Origin of the sequence: Mycobacterium marinum (assembly GCF_003391395.1) — a bacterium.
Taxonomy (GTDB): domain Bacteria; phylum Actinomycetota; class Actinomycetes; order Mycobacteriales; family Mycobacteriaceae; genus Mycobacterium; species Mycobacterium marinum.
Genome location: NZ_CP024190.1, coordinates 2,105,293 through 2,122,540, shown reverse-complemented (window position 1 = coordinate 2,122,540; position 17,248 = coordinate 2,105,293). Strand labels below are relative to the sequence as shown.

At 66.9% G+C, this 17,248-nt stretch carries 13 protein-coding genes; 5 read left to right on the top strand and 8 right to left on the bottom strand.

Going from position 1 to position 17,248, the window contains the following annotated elements; all coding sequences use genetic code 11:
• Positions 1-215 precede the first annotated feature (215 nt).
• From CCUG20998_RS08860 to CCUG20998_RS08830, 5 genes are all read left to right on the top strand, one after another.
• The gene (locus CCUG20998_RS08860) at positions 216-2,795 is read left to right on the top strand and encodes a PE family protein (protein WP_116267768.1); all 2,580 of its coding nucleotides are present in this window, start codon (positions 216-218) and stop codon (positions 2,793-2,795) included.
• Between the two features lie 578 nt (positions 2,796-3,373).
• Complete coding sequence (locus CCUG20998_RS08855) at positions 3,374-3,592, top strand: hypothetical protein (RefSeq protein ID WP_036455415.1); 219 nt, start codon at positions 3,374-3,376, stop codon at positions 3,590-3,592.
• Between the two features lie 15 nt (positions 3,593-3,607).
• Positions 3,608-4,864, top strand: coding sequence for a PPE family protein (locus tag CCUG20998_RS08850; protein WP_020728290.1), 1,257 nt, complete (start codon positions 3,608-3,610; stop codon positions 4,862-4,864).
• A gap of 779 nt (positions 4,865-5,643) precedes the next feature.
• On the top strand, positions 5,644-6,810 hold the full coding sequence (locus CCUG20998_RS08840) for a PPE family protein (protein ID WP_020728289.1): 1,167 nt from the start codon (positions 5,644-5,646) through the stop codon (positions 6,808-6,810).
• An 874-nt stretch (positions 6,811-7,684) separates the two neighbouring features.
• Positions 7,685-8,653, top strand: a complete 969-nt coding sequence (locus tag CCUG20998_RS08830; RefSeq protein ID WP_020728287.1) for a PPE family protein — start codon at positions 7,685-7,687, stop codon at positions 8,651-8,653.
• A gap of 57 nt (positions 8,654-8,710) precedes the next feature.
• On the opposite strand, the gene CCUG20998_RS08825 is transcribed toward CCUG20998_RS08830, so the two are convergent.
• The 8 genes from CCUG20998_RS08825 to CCUG20998_RS08790 form a co-directional block, all read right to left on the bottom strand.
• On the bottom strand, positions 8,711-9,466 hold the full coding sequence (locus tag CCUG20998_RS08825; RefSeq protein ID WP_231389646.1) for a gamma-glutamyl-gamma-aminobutyrate hydrolase family protein: 756 nt from the start codon (positions 9,464-9,466) through the stop codon (positions 8,711-8,713).
• Positions 9,467-9,580: 114 nt separating this feature from the next.
• On the bottom strand, positions 9,581-10,135 hold the full coding sequence (locus CCUG20998_RS08820) for an alpha/beta hydrolase (RefSeq protein WP_036455412.1): 555 nt from the start codon (positions 10,133-10,135) through the stop codon (positions 9,581-9,583).
• 206 nt (positions 10,136-10,341) lie between these two features.
• A complete protein-coding gene (map, locus tag CCUG20998_RS08815; protein ID WP_012393640.1) occupies positions 10,342-11,199 on the bottom strand; it encodes a type I methionyl aminopeptidase in 858 nt (285 codons plus the stop codon).
• Between the two features lie 105 nt (positions 11,200-11,304).
• Complete coding sequence (locus CCUG20998_RS08810; RefSeq protein ID WP_036427447.1) at positions 11,305-11,889, bottom strand: DUF1707 SHOCT-like domain-containing protein; 585 nt, start codon at positions 11,887-11,889, stop codon at positions 11,305-11,307.
• 111 nt (positions 11,890-12,000) lie between these two features.
• Positions 12,001-13,815 (bottom strand): penicillin-binding transpeptidase domain-containing protein, encoded by a 1,815-nt coding sequence (locus CCUG20998_RS08805; protein WP_036455410.1) that lies wholly within the window; start codon positions 13,813-13,815, stop codon positions 12,001-12,003.
• A gap of 110 nt (positions 13,816-13,925) precedes the next feature.
• Positions 13,926-14,780: a GNAT family N-acetyltransferase gene (locus CCUG20998_RS08800; RefSeq protein WP_012393637.1), complete on the bottom strand. Its 855-nt coding sequence runs from the start codon at positions 14,778-14,780 to the stop codon at positions 13,926-13,928.
• Positions 14,781-14,831: 51 nt separating this feature from the next.
• The gene (gene ispG / locus CCUG20998_RS08795) at positions 14,832-15,995 is read right to left on the bottom strand and encodes a flavodoxin-dependent (E)-4-hydroxy-3-methylbut-2-enyl-diphosphate synthase (protein ID WP_012393636.1); all 1,164 of its coding nucleotides are present in this window, start codon (positions 15,993-15,995) and stop codon (positions 14,832-14,834) included.
• Between the two features lie 22 nt (positions 15,996-16,017).
• The gene (locus CCUG20998_RS08790; protein WP_012393635.1) at positions 16,018-17,232 is read right to left on the bottom strand and encodes a M50 family metallopeptidase; all 1,215 of its coding nucleotides are present in this window, start codon (positions 17,230-17,232) and stop codon (positions 16,018-16,020) included.
• Between the last annotated feature and the right edge of the window lie 16 nt (positions 17,233-17,248).

The following is a 17,248-nucleotide window of genomic DNA, read 5'->3' as shown; positions in this document are numbered from 1 at the left end:
CCCTAAAGCCATTTCACCCCAGGACTTTTCACAGCAAACCGGCGACCAAGCGAGATCGCCGTGCCGCCCATCACCTGCCGCTATTACCGCCAATTCTAGGCATCCGTTATGGAAATAGGAATCCCAAAAGCTAATTTGCTATACGGTAAATATCGCCAGGCGCGTCGACATCGATTGGGCGCAAACCGAATTCGATTCTATTTTGAGGGATGACAATGTCGTTCGTAATTGCGGTACCCGATTTTATTGGCTCGGCAGCAACAGACTTGACTGGCATCGGCTCGACACTGAGCGCCGCCAATGCCGCTGCGGCCATCCCTACAACCGAGATCCTCGCCGCCGCCGAAGACGAGATATCAACCGCAATTGCGGCGCTGTTTTCCGGCCACGCCCAGGCCTATCAAGCGGCCAGTGCCCAAGCGGCGGCGTTTGGGAGCCGGTTTGTGCAGGCCCTGACCTCCGGGGCCGGCGCCTATTCCAGCGCCGAGGCCGCCAGCGCGGCGTCAATCGCCGACCCCCTCCTGGCCGCAATCAACGCCCCCGCTTTGGCCTTGACCGGACGCCCACTGATCGGCAACGGCGCCAACGGGACCCCGGGCACCGGTGCCGATGGGGCGGCCGGCGGCTGGCTGCTCGGCAATGGCGGCGCCGGCGGCTCTGGCGCGGCGGGATCCGGGCAGAACGGCGGGGCCGGCGGCGCGGCCGGACTGTTCGGGTCCGGGGGTGCCGGCGGTACCGGCGGCAGCTCATCGACCGGCAACGGCGGCACCGGCGGAGCCGGCGGGGCCGGGGGCTTGTTGTTAGGCAATGCCGGGACCGGCGGGGCCGGCGGGTACAGCAATTTCTTAACCGCATCGGGCGGTGTCGGTGGCACCGGCGGCACCGGCGGGTTGTTTGGCGCCGGCGGGCTCGGCGGGGCCGGCGGCGCCTCAGGGATGGATACCGGTGGGGATGGTGGAGCCGGTGGAGCCGGTGGGCTGCTTGCGGGGCTATTCGGCTCCGGCGGCGGCAACGGCGGTAACGGCGGATTCGGCTCGGTCAATGGCGGAGCGGGCGGGGACGGCGGGGACGGCGGGGCGCTGGCCGGCCCGGGCGGAAGCGGCGGGTCGGGCGCATTCGGCGGCACCCTTGGCGGGGACGGCGGGGCCGGCGGCGCGGCCGGCTTGTTGTTCGGGCCGGGCGGGTCCGGCGGTGCCGGCGGAGCCACCTTTAGCGGCACCGGGGGGGTTGGTGGCGCCGGCGGTCATGCGGGGTTGTTCGGTGATGGCGGGGCCGGTGCAGTCGGCGGCTTCAGCTCCGTGGACGGCGGGGCCGGCGGCGCCGGCGGCGACGCCGGCTGGTTTGGCAACGGCGGAATCGGCGGCGCCGGCGGGGCGGGCTATTTCAGCTCCGGGGGTGTCGGCGGCGGCGGCGGTACCGGTGGGGTGCTGTTCGGCAACGGAGGCGCCGGTGGCAACGGCGGCACCGCTTCCACCGGTGGCGCCGGCGGGGCCGGCGGGGCCGGCGTACTGATCGGCAACGGCGGCAACGCCGGTATCGGCGGCGCTGGTGTGACCGTCGGCGGCACCGGCGTGGGCGGGACCAGCGGGCTGCTCTTGGGTCTGGACGGCTTCAACGCGCCGGCCAGCGCTTCGCCGATACACGCCCTGCAGCAACAGGCGCTGACCGCGATCAACGGGCCGATCCAGACACTGACCGGACGGCCGCTAATCGGCAACGGTACCCCCGCTGCGGCGGGTAGCGGTGCCGATGGAGCCGCCGGCGGCTGGCTGCTCGGCGACGGCGGCGCCGGCGGATCCGCTCCACTGTTCACGGCCCAAGACGGAGGTGCGGGCGGAGCCGCCGGGCTGTGGGGCACCGGCGGCACCGGCGGTGCCGGTGGCACCTCGACGGGAGGCCTGGGCGGCGCCGGCGGTGAGGGCGGGGCCGGCGGATTTCTGGCGGGTACTGGCGGGGCTGGTGGTGCCGGCGGGTTCTCACCAGCGACCGGTACCGGAGCCGGAGGGGTAGGCGGGGCAGGTGGAGCCGGGGGCCTGTTTGGCGGGGGCGGAGGCGGCGGGGTAGGCGGGGGCAGCCTCGCCGGGCCCGGTGGGGGCGGCGGGGCCGGCGGCGCGGGCGGGCTGCTCAGCGGCCTGGTCGGCGCCGGAGGCGGCGCCGGAGGTCACGGCGGGCCCGGGGATACCGACGGCGGCGACGGTGGCGCTGGAGGCAATGGCGGGTTGCTCGGCGGCGCCGGCGGCGCTGGCGGCACCGGCGGCTACAGCGACGATGCTCCCTCGAGCAACGGTGGAGCCGGCGGCAACGCCGGACTGCTGTTCGGCAACGGCGGGCACGGCGGCTCCGGCGGAGCCTCCCGCGGCTTTGCTGGTACCGGCGGCGCCGGCGGCAACGCCGGGTTGCTGTTCGGCAGCGGCGGATTCGGCGGGTTCGGCGGGTTCGGATCCGGGGGCGGGTCCGGAGGCAACGGCGGCAACGCAGGTCTATTCGGCAGTGGTGGTGACGGCGGGGCCGGTGGATTCGGAGTGTTCATCGATGGCGGCTCCGGCGGGTCCGGCGGTAGCGGCGGACCGCTCTTGGGCACCGGAGGCTCCGGCGGCGCCGGCGGAGAGTGCGACTTGGGCGGATTCGGGGACGGCGGGGACGGCGGGGACGGCGGCGGTGCGATGCTGATCGGCAACGGCGGCAACGGCGGCAACGGCGCTGCCGGTGCAACTGCGGGCACCGACGGCAAGGGCGGAGCCGGCGGTACCGGCGGCACCCTGCTAGGCGAAGACGGGCTCAACGGGTTGACCTGAGCCCACACCCACTCTCCCCCGAACCGCAGATGGTGCGCATCTGGTCGTGTAGCAAATGATTCGCAACTATTTCTGCAAATCGATTGCATCAATGTGGTTGCAGTAGTTAACTTCTAGATACAGGGAGTCTCCGCCAACCCTAAGGGGACGCACATGGCCTGTGCTCTGTGCTGCCGGCAGCCATTGTCGCACTTGATGCGAAACACTATTGCACCGGACAAATCGGCACCTTGTTTCCTGACCCGCAGTAGCGCACAGCTAGAAGAGCAGTGCTCGATGCCTGCCGAACGCGTCGGCTGACACGCGTCGTCACATCGGCTTGGGTCGGTCTCAAGCCGCGGGCACCACCGCGCCGATACCGGATTCGATGACGATCCGATCTGATAGACGTTGGTGGGGAGGCATTTCCGGCATCCCAACCATGGATCGACGCACAAGCGACACAACGATCGGACCAGCTCCTCCCCCAACCACGGGCGGAGCAATTCACTGAAGTCGACGGCCGTAACCTACCCATCCGGACCCGGTATCGCACTCGACATCGAAAATGGCTTCACTGAACCATATTTCATGCTCGTATGCTGTTTCTCGATCGCGCACCGCTGCGCGCCCAAACACGGACACTTCCACCGGGGCCGGGCTCGATTCCGAAAGAGCAGCCCATGTCATCTGTCCGAACGATACCCGAAATATGCTCCGCAGCAGCGGATAACGCCAAATACCTTGGCCCGATGCGGTCGGTCGGTGCGGATTGCCATCCCACCAACGAAGCCATCAACGCGATCATCGCCGGTTGAGCGCTGGGTGCAACCATGGACTACGCAGCGCTTCCGCCAGAAGTCAACTCGGCACGCATGTACACCGGACCCGGCTCGGGCCCGATGCTGGCCGCCGCACTGGCCTGGGATGGCCTTTCTACCGAGTTATCCTCGGCCGCAGCCGATTACAGTTCAGCATTGGCCGCCATGACGAGCGGGCCGTGGCGGGGGCCGGCATCGACCTCGATGGCCTCCGCCGCCGCCCCTTACATCGCCTGGATGGCGGGCACCGCTACACAGGCCCTGCAGGCTTCACTGCAGGCCAAGGCCGCCGCCGGGGCCTACGAAGCCGCATTCGCCGTGACCGTGCCACCGCCGATGATCGCGGCCAACCGCGCGTTGTTGGCCTCATTGGTCGCCACCAACCTACTCGGCCAAAACACGCCGGCCATCGCCGCCGCCGAGGCCGCCTACGGCGAGATGTGGGCCCAAGATGCGGCCGCCATGTACGGCTATGCCGCGTGCTGCGCGACGGCAACGCGGTTGACCCCGTTCGCCGACCCACCACCGACCGCCAGCCCCGAGGCCGGCCTGATCGCCCAGGCTGCGACCACAAGTAGCACCCAAAGCCAGGCATCGCTGTCACAGGTGATGTCAACGGTGCCGACCGCCCTGCAGGGGCTGGCCTCGCCGTCAGCGTCCGGCGTCACCATCACCGATGTCGCGGGCGCGCTGGGGCTGGGTGCCCCACAACTGGACGGAATTCAAAGTTGGCTCGGTTTACAGGGCATCGACCTGACGACCCCGAGCGGGCTGCTCGCATTCTTCAACGGGACCGACGGATCGCCGCTGGGCACAGCCGTCAACGCAATAACCACGAACGCGATCGGCTCCGGCTTCTACACGCCCGGCAACTTCTTTGGCACCATGTGTGACTTCTTCGGGCTATCCAGTTTCTCGGCCATGGACGCTGCCGAGGACGCCGCCATCGCCGCCAGTAGCGGCCTCGGCGGGGCCGCACCCGGTCTCGGCGGATTCGGCGGGTTGGGCACCGCCGTGTCGGCGGGGGTGGGAAATGCGGCCTCGATCGGGTCATTGTCGGCGCCCCCGACCTGGGCGGCGACCTCGCCGGTCGGCGCCGCAGTGGCGACCTTGCCATCCGTTGCCGCCGGCGCACCCCTGACCGCACACGGCCCGGCGAGCATGCTCGGCGGGCTGCCATTGAGCGGCTTTGGCGGACGCGGTTTCAGCGAGGTCCCCCGCTACGGGTTCAAGCCGACAGTGGTCATGCACCCACCAGCGGCGGGTTGACCGGACTCCCTGCCAATCCGGTTCACGGCCATGCTCGGCACCGGCGCGAAAGCCGGTTCACGTCTTGACACCTCAGCTGAGCACGGTCGCTGGTACCGTTGAATCACTGTGTTTCTGCGGGGCCCCAACAAGCCGACGCGATGGCAGTCAGCCATCGCTGTGGTGGCAGGACTGTGCCTATTCGCCGCCGTCATCGGATGCTGGGCACTGCGCTCTGGGGTGGCGGCCGCCACTCCGTCGCATCCGGCCGCAACAGCATCCGCCGCCGGCCTTAACCGAGCCGAGATCGACAAACAGTCCGTGCGCAGCACCGGGCACCAACGCTCGTCATCCACAGGCCACAGCCCGTGCAAAAGCGCTGGGTTGAAACGGGATCGGCCGCCGACGTGGTCGCGCTCGGCACCACCGCAGTGGTGGCTATCCACACCTGCCTCACTGACCACGGCGGGCCACCCGCTCAGTGCACTGCGTGCGCGTGCCCCGCTGGCAGCTGCCGCCGGGCGGGCATATCTCAACCAGCTCTGCGTCGCTCGCTGCTGATCGGCTAGCACCAGGCTCGTTGTGCGGCCATTCCAAGGCTGACGCGGAGCCGGCGAAACCTACACCCGGTCAGCAATCTCGCTGACCCGTGCGACTTGTCATGCACTAAACGGCTCACCCAAACGTGCCCGGAAGAAGAGCATGTTCTGTTGCGCCACAAACTAATTCGTCATGCTAGCGGCGACAGACACGCCAACGCACCAAGCCGGCCAACCGGCGCAAGACCCGAGGAAATAGCAATGGACTACGCAGCTTTACCACCCGAAATCAACTCCGCTCGCATGTATTCCGGGCCAGGATCGACATCCATGCAGACCGCGGCAACAGCCTGGGACGCGTTGGCCACCGAGCTCTATTCGGCGGCCAGTTGCTATAGCTCCATCACCGCGGGACTGGCCGGCAAGTGGCAGGGACCGGCCGCTACCGCGATGGCCCAAGCCGCCGCGCCCTACGCGACGTGGCTCAGCACCACCGCGGCCCAGGCACAGCTAGCCTCGGCGCAGGCAAGAGCGGCCGTCAGTGCCCACGCCGGCGCGTTCGCGGCGACAGTGCCACCACCGGTGATCGCCGCCAACCGTGCCCATCTCGCAGCGTTGATCGCGACCAACCTACTAGGTCAGAACAGCCCGGCGATCGCGACAACCGAGGCCAACTACGAACAGATGTGGGCTCAGGATGCGGCAGCAATGTATGGCTACGCGGGTGCTTGCGCGAGCGCCACACGGCTGACGCCATTTACTTCACCGCCGCCGATCACCGACCCGGTCGGGTTGGCCAGACAAGGTGTTGCCGCCACGCAATCGACCGGCGCATCGGCGGCTGCGCCAAGCCTCGAGGCCGTACTGGCGGCATCTCAGGTGATCACAACGCTGCCCGTGGCCCTGGCGGGGCTCGCCACCGCACCCATCATGACATCCCTGAATAGCGCCTTCACGTCGTTGTCAACGTCGCTGTCGAAGCTGAGCTCACTGACCGTGCCGCTGAACTTCGCCATGTACGCGCTGAACTTCCTCGATAAGGGGATCGGATTTACCAAAGCCGCAACCGGTTCGCTCACTGCCGCGGCCACAGGTGCGGTCAAGGCGGTCGAATCCGGGGCGCAATCGCTGGGATCGGTCTCGCTGGGAATCACGGGTAGCGGTGCGGCACTGAGCGCCGCAATGGGACGCGGCATGACGGTAGGGGCGTTGTCGGTTCCGCATTCTTGGATCACGGCGCCAGCCACAAGTGCCGTCGCCGCGAACCTACCGAGCAGTTTGTCCTCGGTTGGCTCCGTAGACAGCGGCACCGCAGGTATGCCGTTCATGCCGTTGACCGGCATGAACGGGCGCAGCGCTAACGGCCCTGCCGCCTCCCGGTTCGAGCTGCGCTCAACGGTGGTACCCCGTTCCCCGGCCGCCGGATGACCCAAACGATGACGGGATGCGGTTAGGGCCCGCGCCGCATCGGGCCCCGATCACGTGCCCGTGCTCAGCTACCCAGCCGAAAATGGCATTCCTCTAACCAATCTCAAAGGTTTCTTCCAGCCCCCAACAATGCTGGCGCTGTACGTTTGCGCCACTGTGACCTTCCCATGCGCGGCTTCTCCCCGACGATGGCAACGCGCCGTCGCCGTTGTCGTCGCGCTAGGTCTTTTTGCCGCCGTCATCGCGGGCTGGGCACTGCGGTCCGGGCTTTCCGCCGCGGCACTACTGCAACCCGCAGCATGGTCGCAGGCGATCCCCGATATCGGCCACCTGCAGCTCGCTCACGGCTCACAACCCGTGAACCATAGCGATCAAGACGCTCCTCCCGCGCATCAGAAACCCTTCAGAAACGCTTGGATGACGCGGGATCGGCCGCCAAGCCAGGCCCACCTTGGGCCACTTTCGGCCTGGTGGCCGACGAGTGGTTGGGTAACCCGGGGCTGGCAATCCCAGCTGATCCACGTGCACCCGCCGGGTCCACCGACGGCGACTGCCGATGACCGAGATATCTTGACCAAGTTCTGCGTCGCTCGGCGCTGATCGTTCCCGCCGGTTGTGCTGCACCACAACCGGTTACAGGTGATCGCCAACCACGCAATTTCAACGCGTCTGCGCTGGTTGCATGACGCCGTTCTTCGATGCGGTAACCCCTTCGCAGGATGCCATCGAATGCCAACGATCCCGAGCACATCGGTAACGGGACAACAGCGGAATCAACCCGTCCCCCAGCACTTTAGGAATTGATCATGTCTCTACGGCCCACTCCTGCCATCCCCCGAACGATTGTCGCGCGGAAGAGGCCGAAGAGATAGCCATGGACTTCGGGAAGTTGCCACCGGAGGTCAACTCCGGTCGAGCCCGTCCGGGCTCCCTGCAGGCCACCGCGGTGGCGTTGCGCGGGTTGGCCGCCGGGATGCGCCAGATTGGGGCGGAATGTAGTTCGATCGCCGCCGGGCTCACCAGCGGGTGGCGCGGGCCGGCGGCGGTGCCGGTGATGCGGGTCATTGCGCCGCACTGGGCATTGCTCACCGCCCTGGCCCGCCATGCCAGTCAGACCGCGGTTCAGGCCGAAACCGCCGCGAAAGCCTACGAACAGGCAGCAGCAAAGATGACATCGGCTCAGCTGATCGCGCCCAACCGCATGATGAGAAAGTGGTTGTCGGCGAACAACTTTCTGGGCCAGGCCAGCCCGGTGATCGCCGAGCTCGAAGCCGAGTACGAACGGGTGTGGGTGCACTGCGCCGACGCCGTGCACGACTTCGCCGGTGCCCTGGCTATCTCGCCGAGGTCGACGGCGTTGACCTCCCAACTCGTCGCCATCGGGTTCACGAGACTGGCCCACCGTGGGTCGCCCGTTGCCTGCGGGACAGCCGCCATGGACAGCCTCGCGATCATGACTACCGGCACTCAGGTGGTTTCATCAATTCCGCGAGCGCTCAAGGCCCTGTCTGCGCCCTATGCGTCATTGGGTGCCGCGATCTCCCCTGCGGCTTTGTCGCTGTCAAGACTGAGTTCGGTTGTCCTACGGTCAAATCTCGCGGCCCGCACGCTACATGTCCTGGAAACGGCTACCGCCTCGGGCCTAGCACGAACCACCGTCGCGGACAGTGGCGGTAGCCAGCTTTTGGTCGACGTTGATCACGCGACATCGATCGGAGCGTTGTCGGTGCCGCAGGCGTGGATAACAGCGATTGCGGCCAGCCCCGTCGTCTCGGTGCTACAACGCACCGGATGGATCTGCGAACCAATCGGTGACGCCGTCGGCAGTGAGCCGCCGGGGTAGCGCCCACACTAGGCCGGCGGAGCCGAGTGCGGCGTCCAATCGGGAGGTCCGATCCGCTCACCCGCTGCTGCGCGACCGGGCGGCATCCACCACAGCCGAGAACAGACGCAGATCCTCCAATGACTCCTCGGGATGCCACTGCACGGCCAGCACGAAGTTCTCCCCCGGCAGCTCCAGCGCCTCGACCACGCCGTCAACATCCCAGGCGCTGACCACCAGGCCTTCGCCCACCTCGGCGACGGCCTGGTGGTGGTAGCAACGCACCTGCGCGGACTCCCCGATCAAGGTCGCCAACCGGGTCCCGGGCACGGTACGCACCGGCAGCGAGGAAAACACCGCGTTGCCTGCCCGGTGTCCGTTGTGCCCGAGCACATCGGGCAGGTGCTGGTGCAGCGTCCCACCGAATGCGACGTTGAGAACTTGAGCGCCGCGGCAGATACCGAGCACCGGTAGCCCCCGGTGCAGTGCACCGCGCAGTAGCGCGAACTCCCAGCTGTCCCGGATCGGTGCCGGCTCGTCGGTGGCCGGATGCGCCTGTTGGCCGTAGGCAGCGGGGTCGACATCCTTACCTCCGGTGATGACCAGGGCATCGAGGCTGTCGAGCACTCTGTTGGCAGCATCGGCATCGGCCCGCTGCGGAGGCAGCAGCACGGCGATGCCACCAGCCATGGTGACACCGTCGAAATAGCTGGCGGGCAGAAAACTTGCGCTGACATCCCAGACACCAGTCTTGGCTTGGTCCAGATATGTGGTCATCCCCACGATCGGTCCCGGTCCAGCGGCGTTCAAGACCACCCGTCCTCTCCCCATCATGCTGGAGCATCCGCATCGCCCAGCGTGGTGTCATGCCGAATATTTCAACGGAAACGGTTGTGGCACAAGACTAGACATCCCCGGCCTGCTCGTGGAAGGCCAGGTTGGCGGCACCTACCAACCGCTGGTGCGCAGCACGATCTCGGTGGCCAGCTGGGCCGTCGACTCCTGCGCATTGCGTCGGCCCAGCAGCTCAACGACCCGATACTCGGCGTAGACCAACTGCTGGCTGTTACGGGCCGCTTCCCGCACGGCCGCCGAAGTCACCAGCACGGTGGTGGCGATCTCGACGGGCGGACACAGGTCATCGCGAACGATACCCTCGGAATCGGCGATCGCCGGATGGCCACGGTCAATTGCGACCAAGCCGGCGAACCTGCCCAACCTCGTCGCCGCCAGTTCCCAGGCGAGTTCGGCGCCCTCCCGATCGCCGGCCACCACCGCCCACTTGATACCCAGGGCATCGAGGATGCCAACCACGGATTTTGACGTCAGCCGCGGGTCGGCGCCCACCACCACCGTTCGAAGTGAGGCGGTATGCAGCCGCTCGCACACCGCGTCATACGCGGTGACAGCGCGTTGATCGGCACCAAGAATGGCGACGACGACGCCAGTTGCGGGACCGGCCACTGCCACTTGGACCGGGAATCCGTCGAGCGTGGTCATCATCGAAGACACTTACGCAAGTTACCGCCAATCGACCAGAGCGTGCCACGAGTTCATCCAGTCGCAGCCCCGCGACACCTCGAGCTTCCTGCGGTTAACCACCCGGTAACGGGTCAACCGCCGACGCCACCGAGCATGGCGAGCAGACGCAAAATCGCACCGGCACGCGGACGGCTACGCGAGTTTGTGTCTGCTCGCGCATGGAGAGCTCATGGCAACGTGAGAATCTCGGCACCGGTATCGGTGACCAGCAGCGTGTGTTCGAACTGCGCGGTCCACTTGCGGTCCTTGGTGACCACCGTCCAGTCGTCATCCCAGATCTCGTAGTCCAACGTGCCCAGGTTGATCATCGGCTCGATGGTGAATGTCATCCCGGTCTGCATGATCGTCTCCACCGCAGGCTGGTCGTAATGCAACACAACCAGCCCGTTGTGGAAGGTGGTACCGATGCCGTGGCCGGTGAAGTCGCGAACCACGTTGTAGCCAAAGCGATTTGCATACGCCTCGATCACTCGCCCGATGACCGACAACGCCCGTCCGGGTTTGACGGCGTTGATCGCCCGCATCGTCGCTTCCCGGGTGCGCTCCACCAGCAGCCGGTGCTCCTCGGAGACGTCACCGGCCAGGAAGGTCGCGTTGGTGTCGCCATGCACCCCGTCGAAGTAAGCGGTGACATCGATGTTGACGATGTCACCGTCGGCGATCACCGTCGAGTCGGGGATTCCGTGGCAGATCACCTCGTTGAGCGAGGTACAGCACGACTTGGGGAAGCCCTTGTATTCCAGCGTCGACGGATAGGCACCGTTGTCGACCATGTACTCGTGCGCGATCCGGTCCAGCTCGTCGGTCGTGACCCCGGGTGCCACCGCTTTGCCCGCCTCCACCAGTGCGCCGGCCGCGATTCGCCCGGCCACGCGCATCTTCTCGATGACCTCAGGGGTCTGCACCCATGGCTCGGTCCCTTCGCGGGCCGTCGGCTTGCCGACATACTCCGGGCGCGCGATCCACTTGGGCACCGAACGCATCGGCGAGAGGACTCCAGGGGAAAGCGCGGTGCGAGCAGGCATCCCGCTAGCTTAGTCGCGCCTGGCCGGTGACTCGCACCTCGCCGGGAGCCGCCCGGCCCGCCGCCACATCCCGCCCCGATGGTCGCTGTCTGGACGAACCGCTGGTTACACCTGATGGCGGCGCAGCAAGGCCCGGCGCGGACCCCGGATCACCACGGAGCCGCACACCACCTGGCCCGTCACCACGACATGCGGTGTGCCTTCCCCAGGGGCATCCTTGCGACGGTCGCTGGCACTGCCCACGTAAACCTCGACGTCGTCGATGGAGGCGCTGGCCCCCTCGGGCAGTCTGAGCTCGAGTGAGCCGAACCTCATGTCGAGTTCGATCACCACCACGGGTCCCGCGAAACGCGCCTTGGTCAGGTCGAGTTCGATCGAGCCCAGCCGGCGAACCAACGCCAGGCGAGTGGGGACCATCCATTCGCCATGGCGCTTCAACGACCCGGCCCAGCCACGCAATTCGACCCGGTCAGCCGCGGATGTGACGATGGCACCCGGCCCGGGCAGGTCACAGACCAGCCCGTCCAGTTCGTTCTGGGTGCGCGCAAACGACACCCGAGACGAACGCTGCTCGAATTCATTGATGTCGATCAACCCGAGCGCCACCGCGTTGTGTAAACGGCGCATCGTGCCGTTCCTGTCGGCGTCGGAGACCCGCAACGCCACCATCTCTGCACCGGAATCCGTCATGGCCTTTTCCTGATGTCCCTCGCTAACGGCGATCATCCGCCTCTCCTGGCAACTTACCGCGGTTGCGGGATTGGCGGCGACGCCGCCGGCCCAGCCAGGCGCCCACAGCGGCTAGGTCAGGTACCCGGGCGGCATCAGCTCGAACATCATCTTGGTCATCCGCACGGCGTATTCCGAGCTGCCACCGCCGACAATCAGCGAGGCGAAAGCCAGGTCACCGCGGTATCCGGCGAACCAGGAATGCGACCCGCCCGGGAATTCGGCTTCACCGGTCTTGCCGAAGACCTCGCCGCACCCGGCGATCTCTTTGGCGGTGCCGTTGGTCACCACCAGGCGCATCATGGGGCGCAGCGCGTCCACCATCTTCGGGCTGATCGGCGCGCCCGCACCCGTCACCTGCGTGGGCCGACCGACGATGAGCTGCGGAACCGGTGTCCTGCCTGCGGCCACGGTGGCCGCCACCAGCGCCATCCCGAAGGGGCTGGCCAACACCTTGCCCTGGCCGAACCCGTCCTCGGTGCGCTCTGCCAGGTCCACCGTCGGGGGCACCGAACCGGTGACCGTGGTGAGGCCCTCCACTCGATAGTCGAGCCCGATGCCGTAACGAATGGCCGCTTGCGTCAACCCGCGCGGGGGCATCTTGCTGCTCAGTTCCGCGAAGGTGGTGTTGCACGAACTGGCGAACGCGCGTGATAGCGGCACTACGCCGAGATCGAAGCCGCCGTAATTGGGGATCGTGCGATGGCCGATGTCGAGTTCGCCGGGGCAGCCGAGCATGGTGTTGGGGGTGGCCATATCGCGCTCGACGGCCGCACCGGCGGTAACGACCTTGAAGGTCGACCCGGGTGGATACAGGCCGGTGGTGGCAACCGGGCCGTCGGCGTCGGCGGCGGCATTCTGCGCCACCGCCAGGATCTCTCCGGTCGAGGGCTTGATCACCACGATCATCGCCTTGCCGCCCCTGGCGTCCACCGCGCGCTGCGCGGCGTTCTGCACGGCCCGATCCAACGTGATGGTGACCGACGGCGCCGGTGACGGTGCCACCTCATGCAGCACGGCCACGTCCACACCGTTCTGGTTGACGCTGACCACCCGCCAGCCCGCCTCGCCCTCCAGCTCGTCGACCACGGCTTTCTTCACCTCGGTCATGACGACTCCGGCGAAATGATCGTCGGTCGGCAACATCTCGGGCTGGGGCGTGATCACCACACCGGGCAGGTGGCCGATCGCTTCGGCGACCCGACCGCTGTCGTCAGGACGCAGGGTGACCCCCAAGTCCAGCGGGTGTGTCAACGAACTGGCCTGCTCGGCGAGCAGCTGCGGGTCGTTGAGCGTGTCGTTGAAGGGGTGCAGGGCATCAACCGCGGCATGGGCGGTCCCGATCAGGTTGCGGCCGGCCTCGACGGCATCCAGAGCGTAGTGATACACGTAGCCCGGCACGAGTACGTCGGTGCCGCCGAGTTCGTTGACCGACGCCCGCCGGGGCGGGTCGGCGCGCAGCGAGAACGTCTGGTGCTCCCCCAGCTTGGGATGCAAGCCGGTGGATACCCAGCGGACCGCCCAGCGCCCCTCATCGCGGGCCATCTTCAACTGGCCGTCATAGGTCCACGTCCGATTCTTGGGAAGGTGCCAGGTGAAGCGGTAGACGACGGTGCCCGTGTCCTCGGCGTACTTCGAGCTGAGGATCTGCGCGTCCAGGTGGGTCGCCTGCAGACCCGCCCACGCGGCGTTGAGCGCTTCCCGGGCTTCGTTGGGGTTGTCGCTGAGCTGGGCCGCGGTCGCGGTATCGCCAACGGCGAGCGCGGCGAAGAATTTCGCGGCAGCCGGCCCCGGGCCCTCGGGGCGGGGCGTGCAGCCTGGCAGCGCCATGCAGCAGACCAACAAAAGGGCTGCGCCAGCTGAGGCCAATGTTGCTCTAGTTACCATCGTTACTGATGTTAAGAACAGTGACGCCAAGGAGGGCGTAGACACACCGAGACCCAACCGTTATGTCGGATCTGGTTGACGCTACGAAGGGGTTTGGTGCAGGAGGCTGCTCAGTCGAGCAGCACTGTGGCGAAGGTGCCGACTTCCTTGAAGCCGACGCGCGTGTAGGCGGCGCGGGCGACCGTGTTGAAGTTGTTCACGTACAGGCTGGCGATGCGCCCGCTGCCGACGGTCACTGCGGCAAGCGTGGCGGTTCCCGCGGTACCCAAACCCAGGCCGCGCCGCTCCGGATGAACCCAAACCCCCTGGATCTGCCCGACGGCCGGAGACTGCGACCCCACCTCGGCCTTGAAAATCACCTCACCGTGCTCGAACCGGGCCCACGCCCGCCCGGCCGCGATGAGGCTGGCGACCCGGCGGCGATAACCCCGGCCGCCGTCTCCGAGGCGAGGATCGATGCCCACCTCACCGATGAACATGTCCACGGCAGCCACCAGGTAGGCGTCCAACTCCTCGGGTCGGACCTGGCGTACCTCCGGGTCGATCGCGCAACTGGGGTGGGTGTTGATGGCCATGAGCGGCTGGTGGTCACGCACATCGCGGGCCGGCCCCCAGGCCGACTCCAGGCGCTGCCACATCGGCAGCACCAGATCGGCCCGGCCCACCAGCGACGAACACCGCCGCGCGGTGCTCTTCGCCTCATCGGCGAACGCGTTCAAATCGATCAATTCACCGCGCAGCGGGATCAGGTTGGCGCCGGCGAAGCACAACGACTCATCCACTCCGTCGCGCGTCCACAGTTCCCCGCCAAGCGAATTGGGCTCGATTCCGTAGTCGGCCACCCGCGCGGCGACCATGCACGATTCGACCGGATTCTCGTCGAGCACTCGCCACAATGCGGCAACGTCACGCACCACAGACACCCGTCGTTCGCCGACAAGGCGCATGATGGGCGGAGCCGACATCTCAGATCTCTCTGTGGTGCGAACTGAGGCCAGACAATTCACTGACCCCTATCAGCTTACGGTCACAATAGGCGTACCGCTTGATGTCGTGCCCGGATCCTCGGTTCCCATTTCTGCGGCGATGCGCATCGCCTCCTCGATCAGGGTCTCGACGATCTGCGCTTCGGGCACCGTCTTGATCACTTCGCCCCGCACAAAGATCTGGCCCTTGCCGTTGCCCGAGGCCACTCCCAGGTCAGCCTCACGCGCTTCACCAGGACCGTTGACGACGCACCCCATCACGGCCACCCGCAACGGAACGTCAAGACCGTCCAAGCCGGCGGTGACCTCGTTGGCCAGCGTGTAGACGTCGACCTGAGCGCGTCCGCAGGACGGACAGGACACGATCTCGAGGGACCGTGGTCGTAGATTCAGCGACTCGAGAATCTGGTTGCCGACCTTGACTTCCTCCACGGGTGGGGCCGACAACGACACCCGGATGGTGTCTCCGATGCCACGCGAGAGCAGCGCACCGAAAGCGACCGCGGACTTGATGGTGCCCTGAAAGGCCGGACCGGCCTCGGTGACCCCCAGGTGCAGCGGATAGTCGCATTGGGCCGCGAGCTGCTCGTAGGCGGCGACCATGATCACCGGGTCGTTGTGCTTGACGCTGATCTTGATGTTGCCGAAACCATGCTCTTCGAACAACGACGCTTCCCACAGGGCAGACTCGACCAGCGCTTCGGGCGTGGCCTTGCCGTACTTCTGCATGAACCGCTTGTCCAGCGAGCCCGCGTTGACCCCGATGCGAATCGGAATGCCGGCCGCCCCGGCCGCCTTGGCGACCTCCCCCACCCGGCCGTCGAACTCCTTGATGTTGCCCGGATTCACCCGCACGGCAGCGCAACCGGCATCGATGGCGGCAAAGATGTACTTCGGCTGGAAGTGGATGTCGGCGATCACCGGAATCTGGCTGTGCCGGGCTATCTCGGCCAGCGCGTCAGCGTCCTCTTGGCGGGGGCAGGCCACCCGGACGATGTCGCAGCCCGCCGCGGTCAGCTCGGCGATCTGCTGCAGCGTGGCATTGACGTCGTGGGTCTTGGTGGTGCACATCGATTGCACCGAGACCGGGTAATCGCTGCCGACTCCGACATCGCGGACCATCAGCTGACGCGTGGTGCGGCGGGGCGAAAGCGTGGGCGCCGGAGGCTGCGGGATGCCCAGGCCAGTGGTCACTGTGACCCCTTCTTTCTGGTTCTTATTGGAACAACCTGATCGGGTTGACCAAGTCGGCGGTGACGGTCAGCAACATGTATCCGACCACGAAAACCAGCACCACATAGGTCGCTGGCATCAGCTTGAGATAGTTCACCGGCGCCGCGGCCACCTTGCCGCGGGCCGCGCGGATCATGTTGCGGATCTTCTCGAACACCGCGACGGCGATATGGCCGCCGTCGAACGGCAACAGGGGCAGCAGGTTGATGGCCCCGAGGATGAGATTCAACTGGGCTAGGAAGAACCAGAAGGCCACCCACAGCCCGTGGTCGACGGTGTCGCCGCCGATGATGCTGGCGCCGACCACGCTGATCGGCGTCTGCGGGTCACGCTGGCCGCCCCCGATGGCGTGGACCAGCGCGCCGACCTTGGTCGGGATGGCCACCAGCGCCCTGCCCACTTCGACCGTTAGGTCACCGGTGAAGGCGAACGTGGCGGGCAGCGCCGACAGAATCCCGTATTGCGTCGGCCCGGACTGGGCCGCGCCCACCCCGATAGCACCGACAGTCGCGGGCTCGAGTTGATTGCCCTGCTCGTTGGGAACCCAGCGGCGGGTGGATTCGATGACGACGTTGGCCGTCACCGTGGTTCCGTCGCGTTCGACGACGATCGGCACGCTGCCGTGCAGCTTACGAATGGCGGTCGCCATCTCGTCGAAGGTGGAGACCGCGGTGTCGCCGACCTTGACGACGACGTCACCGGCGCGCAGTCCGGCTAGCGCCGCGGGCCCCGGCCCGGTGCACTGCTCCAGTTTTCCTTGAGCCGTTTCCGGTGCGACACAGCCGGTTTCGCCAATGATCGCCTGGGTGGGCGGGTGCAGGTTCGGCAGCCCCCAGACCACTGCGATGCCATAGATCAGCACCAGGCAGATAACGAAGTTCATACCGGGCCCGGCGAACAGGACCGCCACCCGCTTCCAGGTCGCCTGTTTGTACATCGCCCGGTCATGTTCGTCGGGCTCGAGATCCTCGACCGGGGTCATGCCGGCGATGTCGCAGAAGCCACCCGCCGGAATGGCCTTGACCCCGTACTCGGTTTCGCCTCGGCGCGTCGACCACAAGGTGGGACCGAAGCCGACGAAATAGCGCCGCACCTTCATTCCGGTCGCGCGCGCTACCCACATGTGGCCGCACTCGTGCAGCGCCACCGATATCAAGATGGCGAGTGCGAAGAGCACAATGCCGACAACGAACATCATCAGCCTCTATCGACCT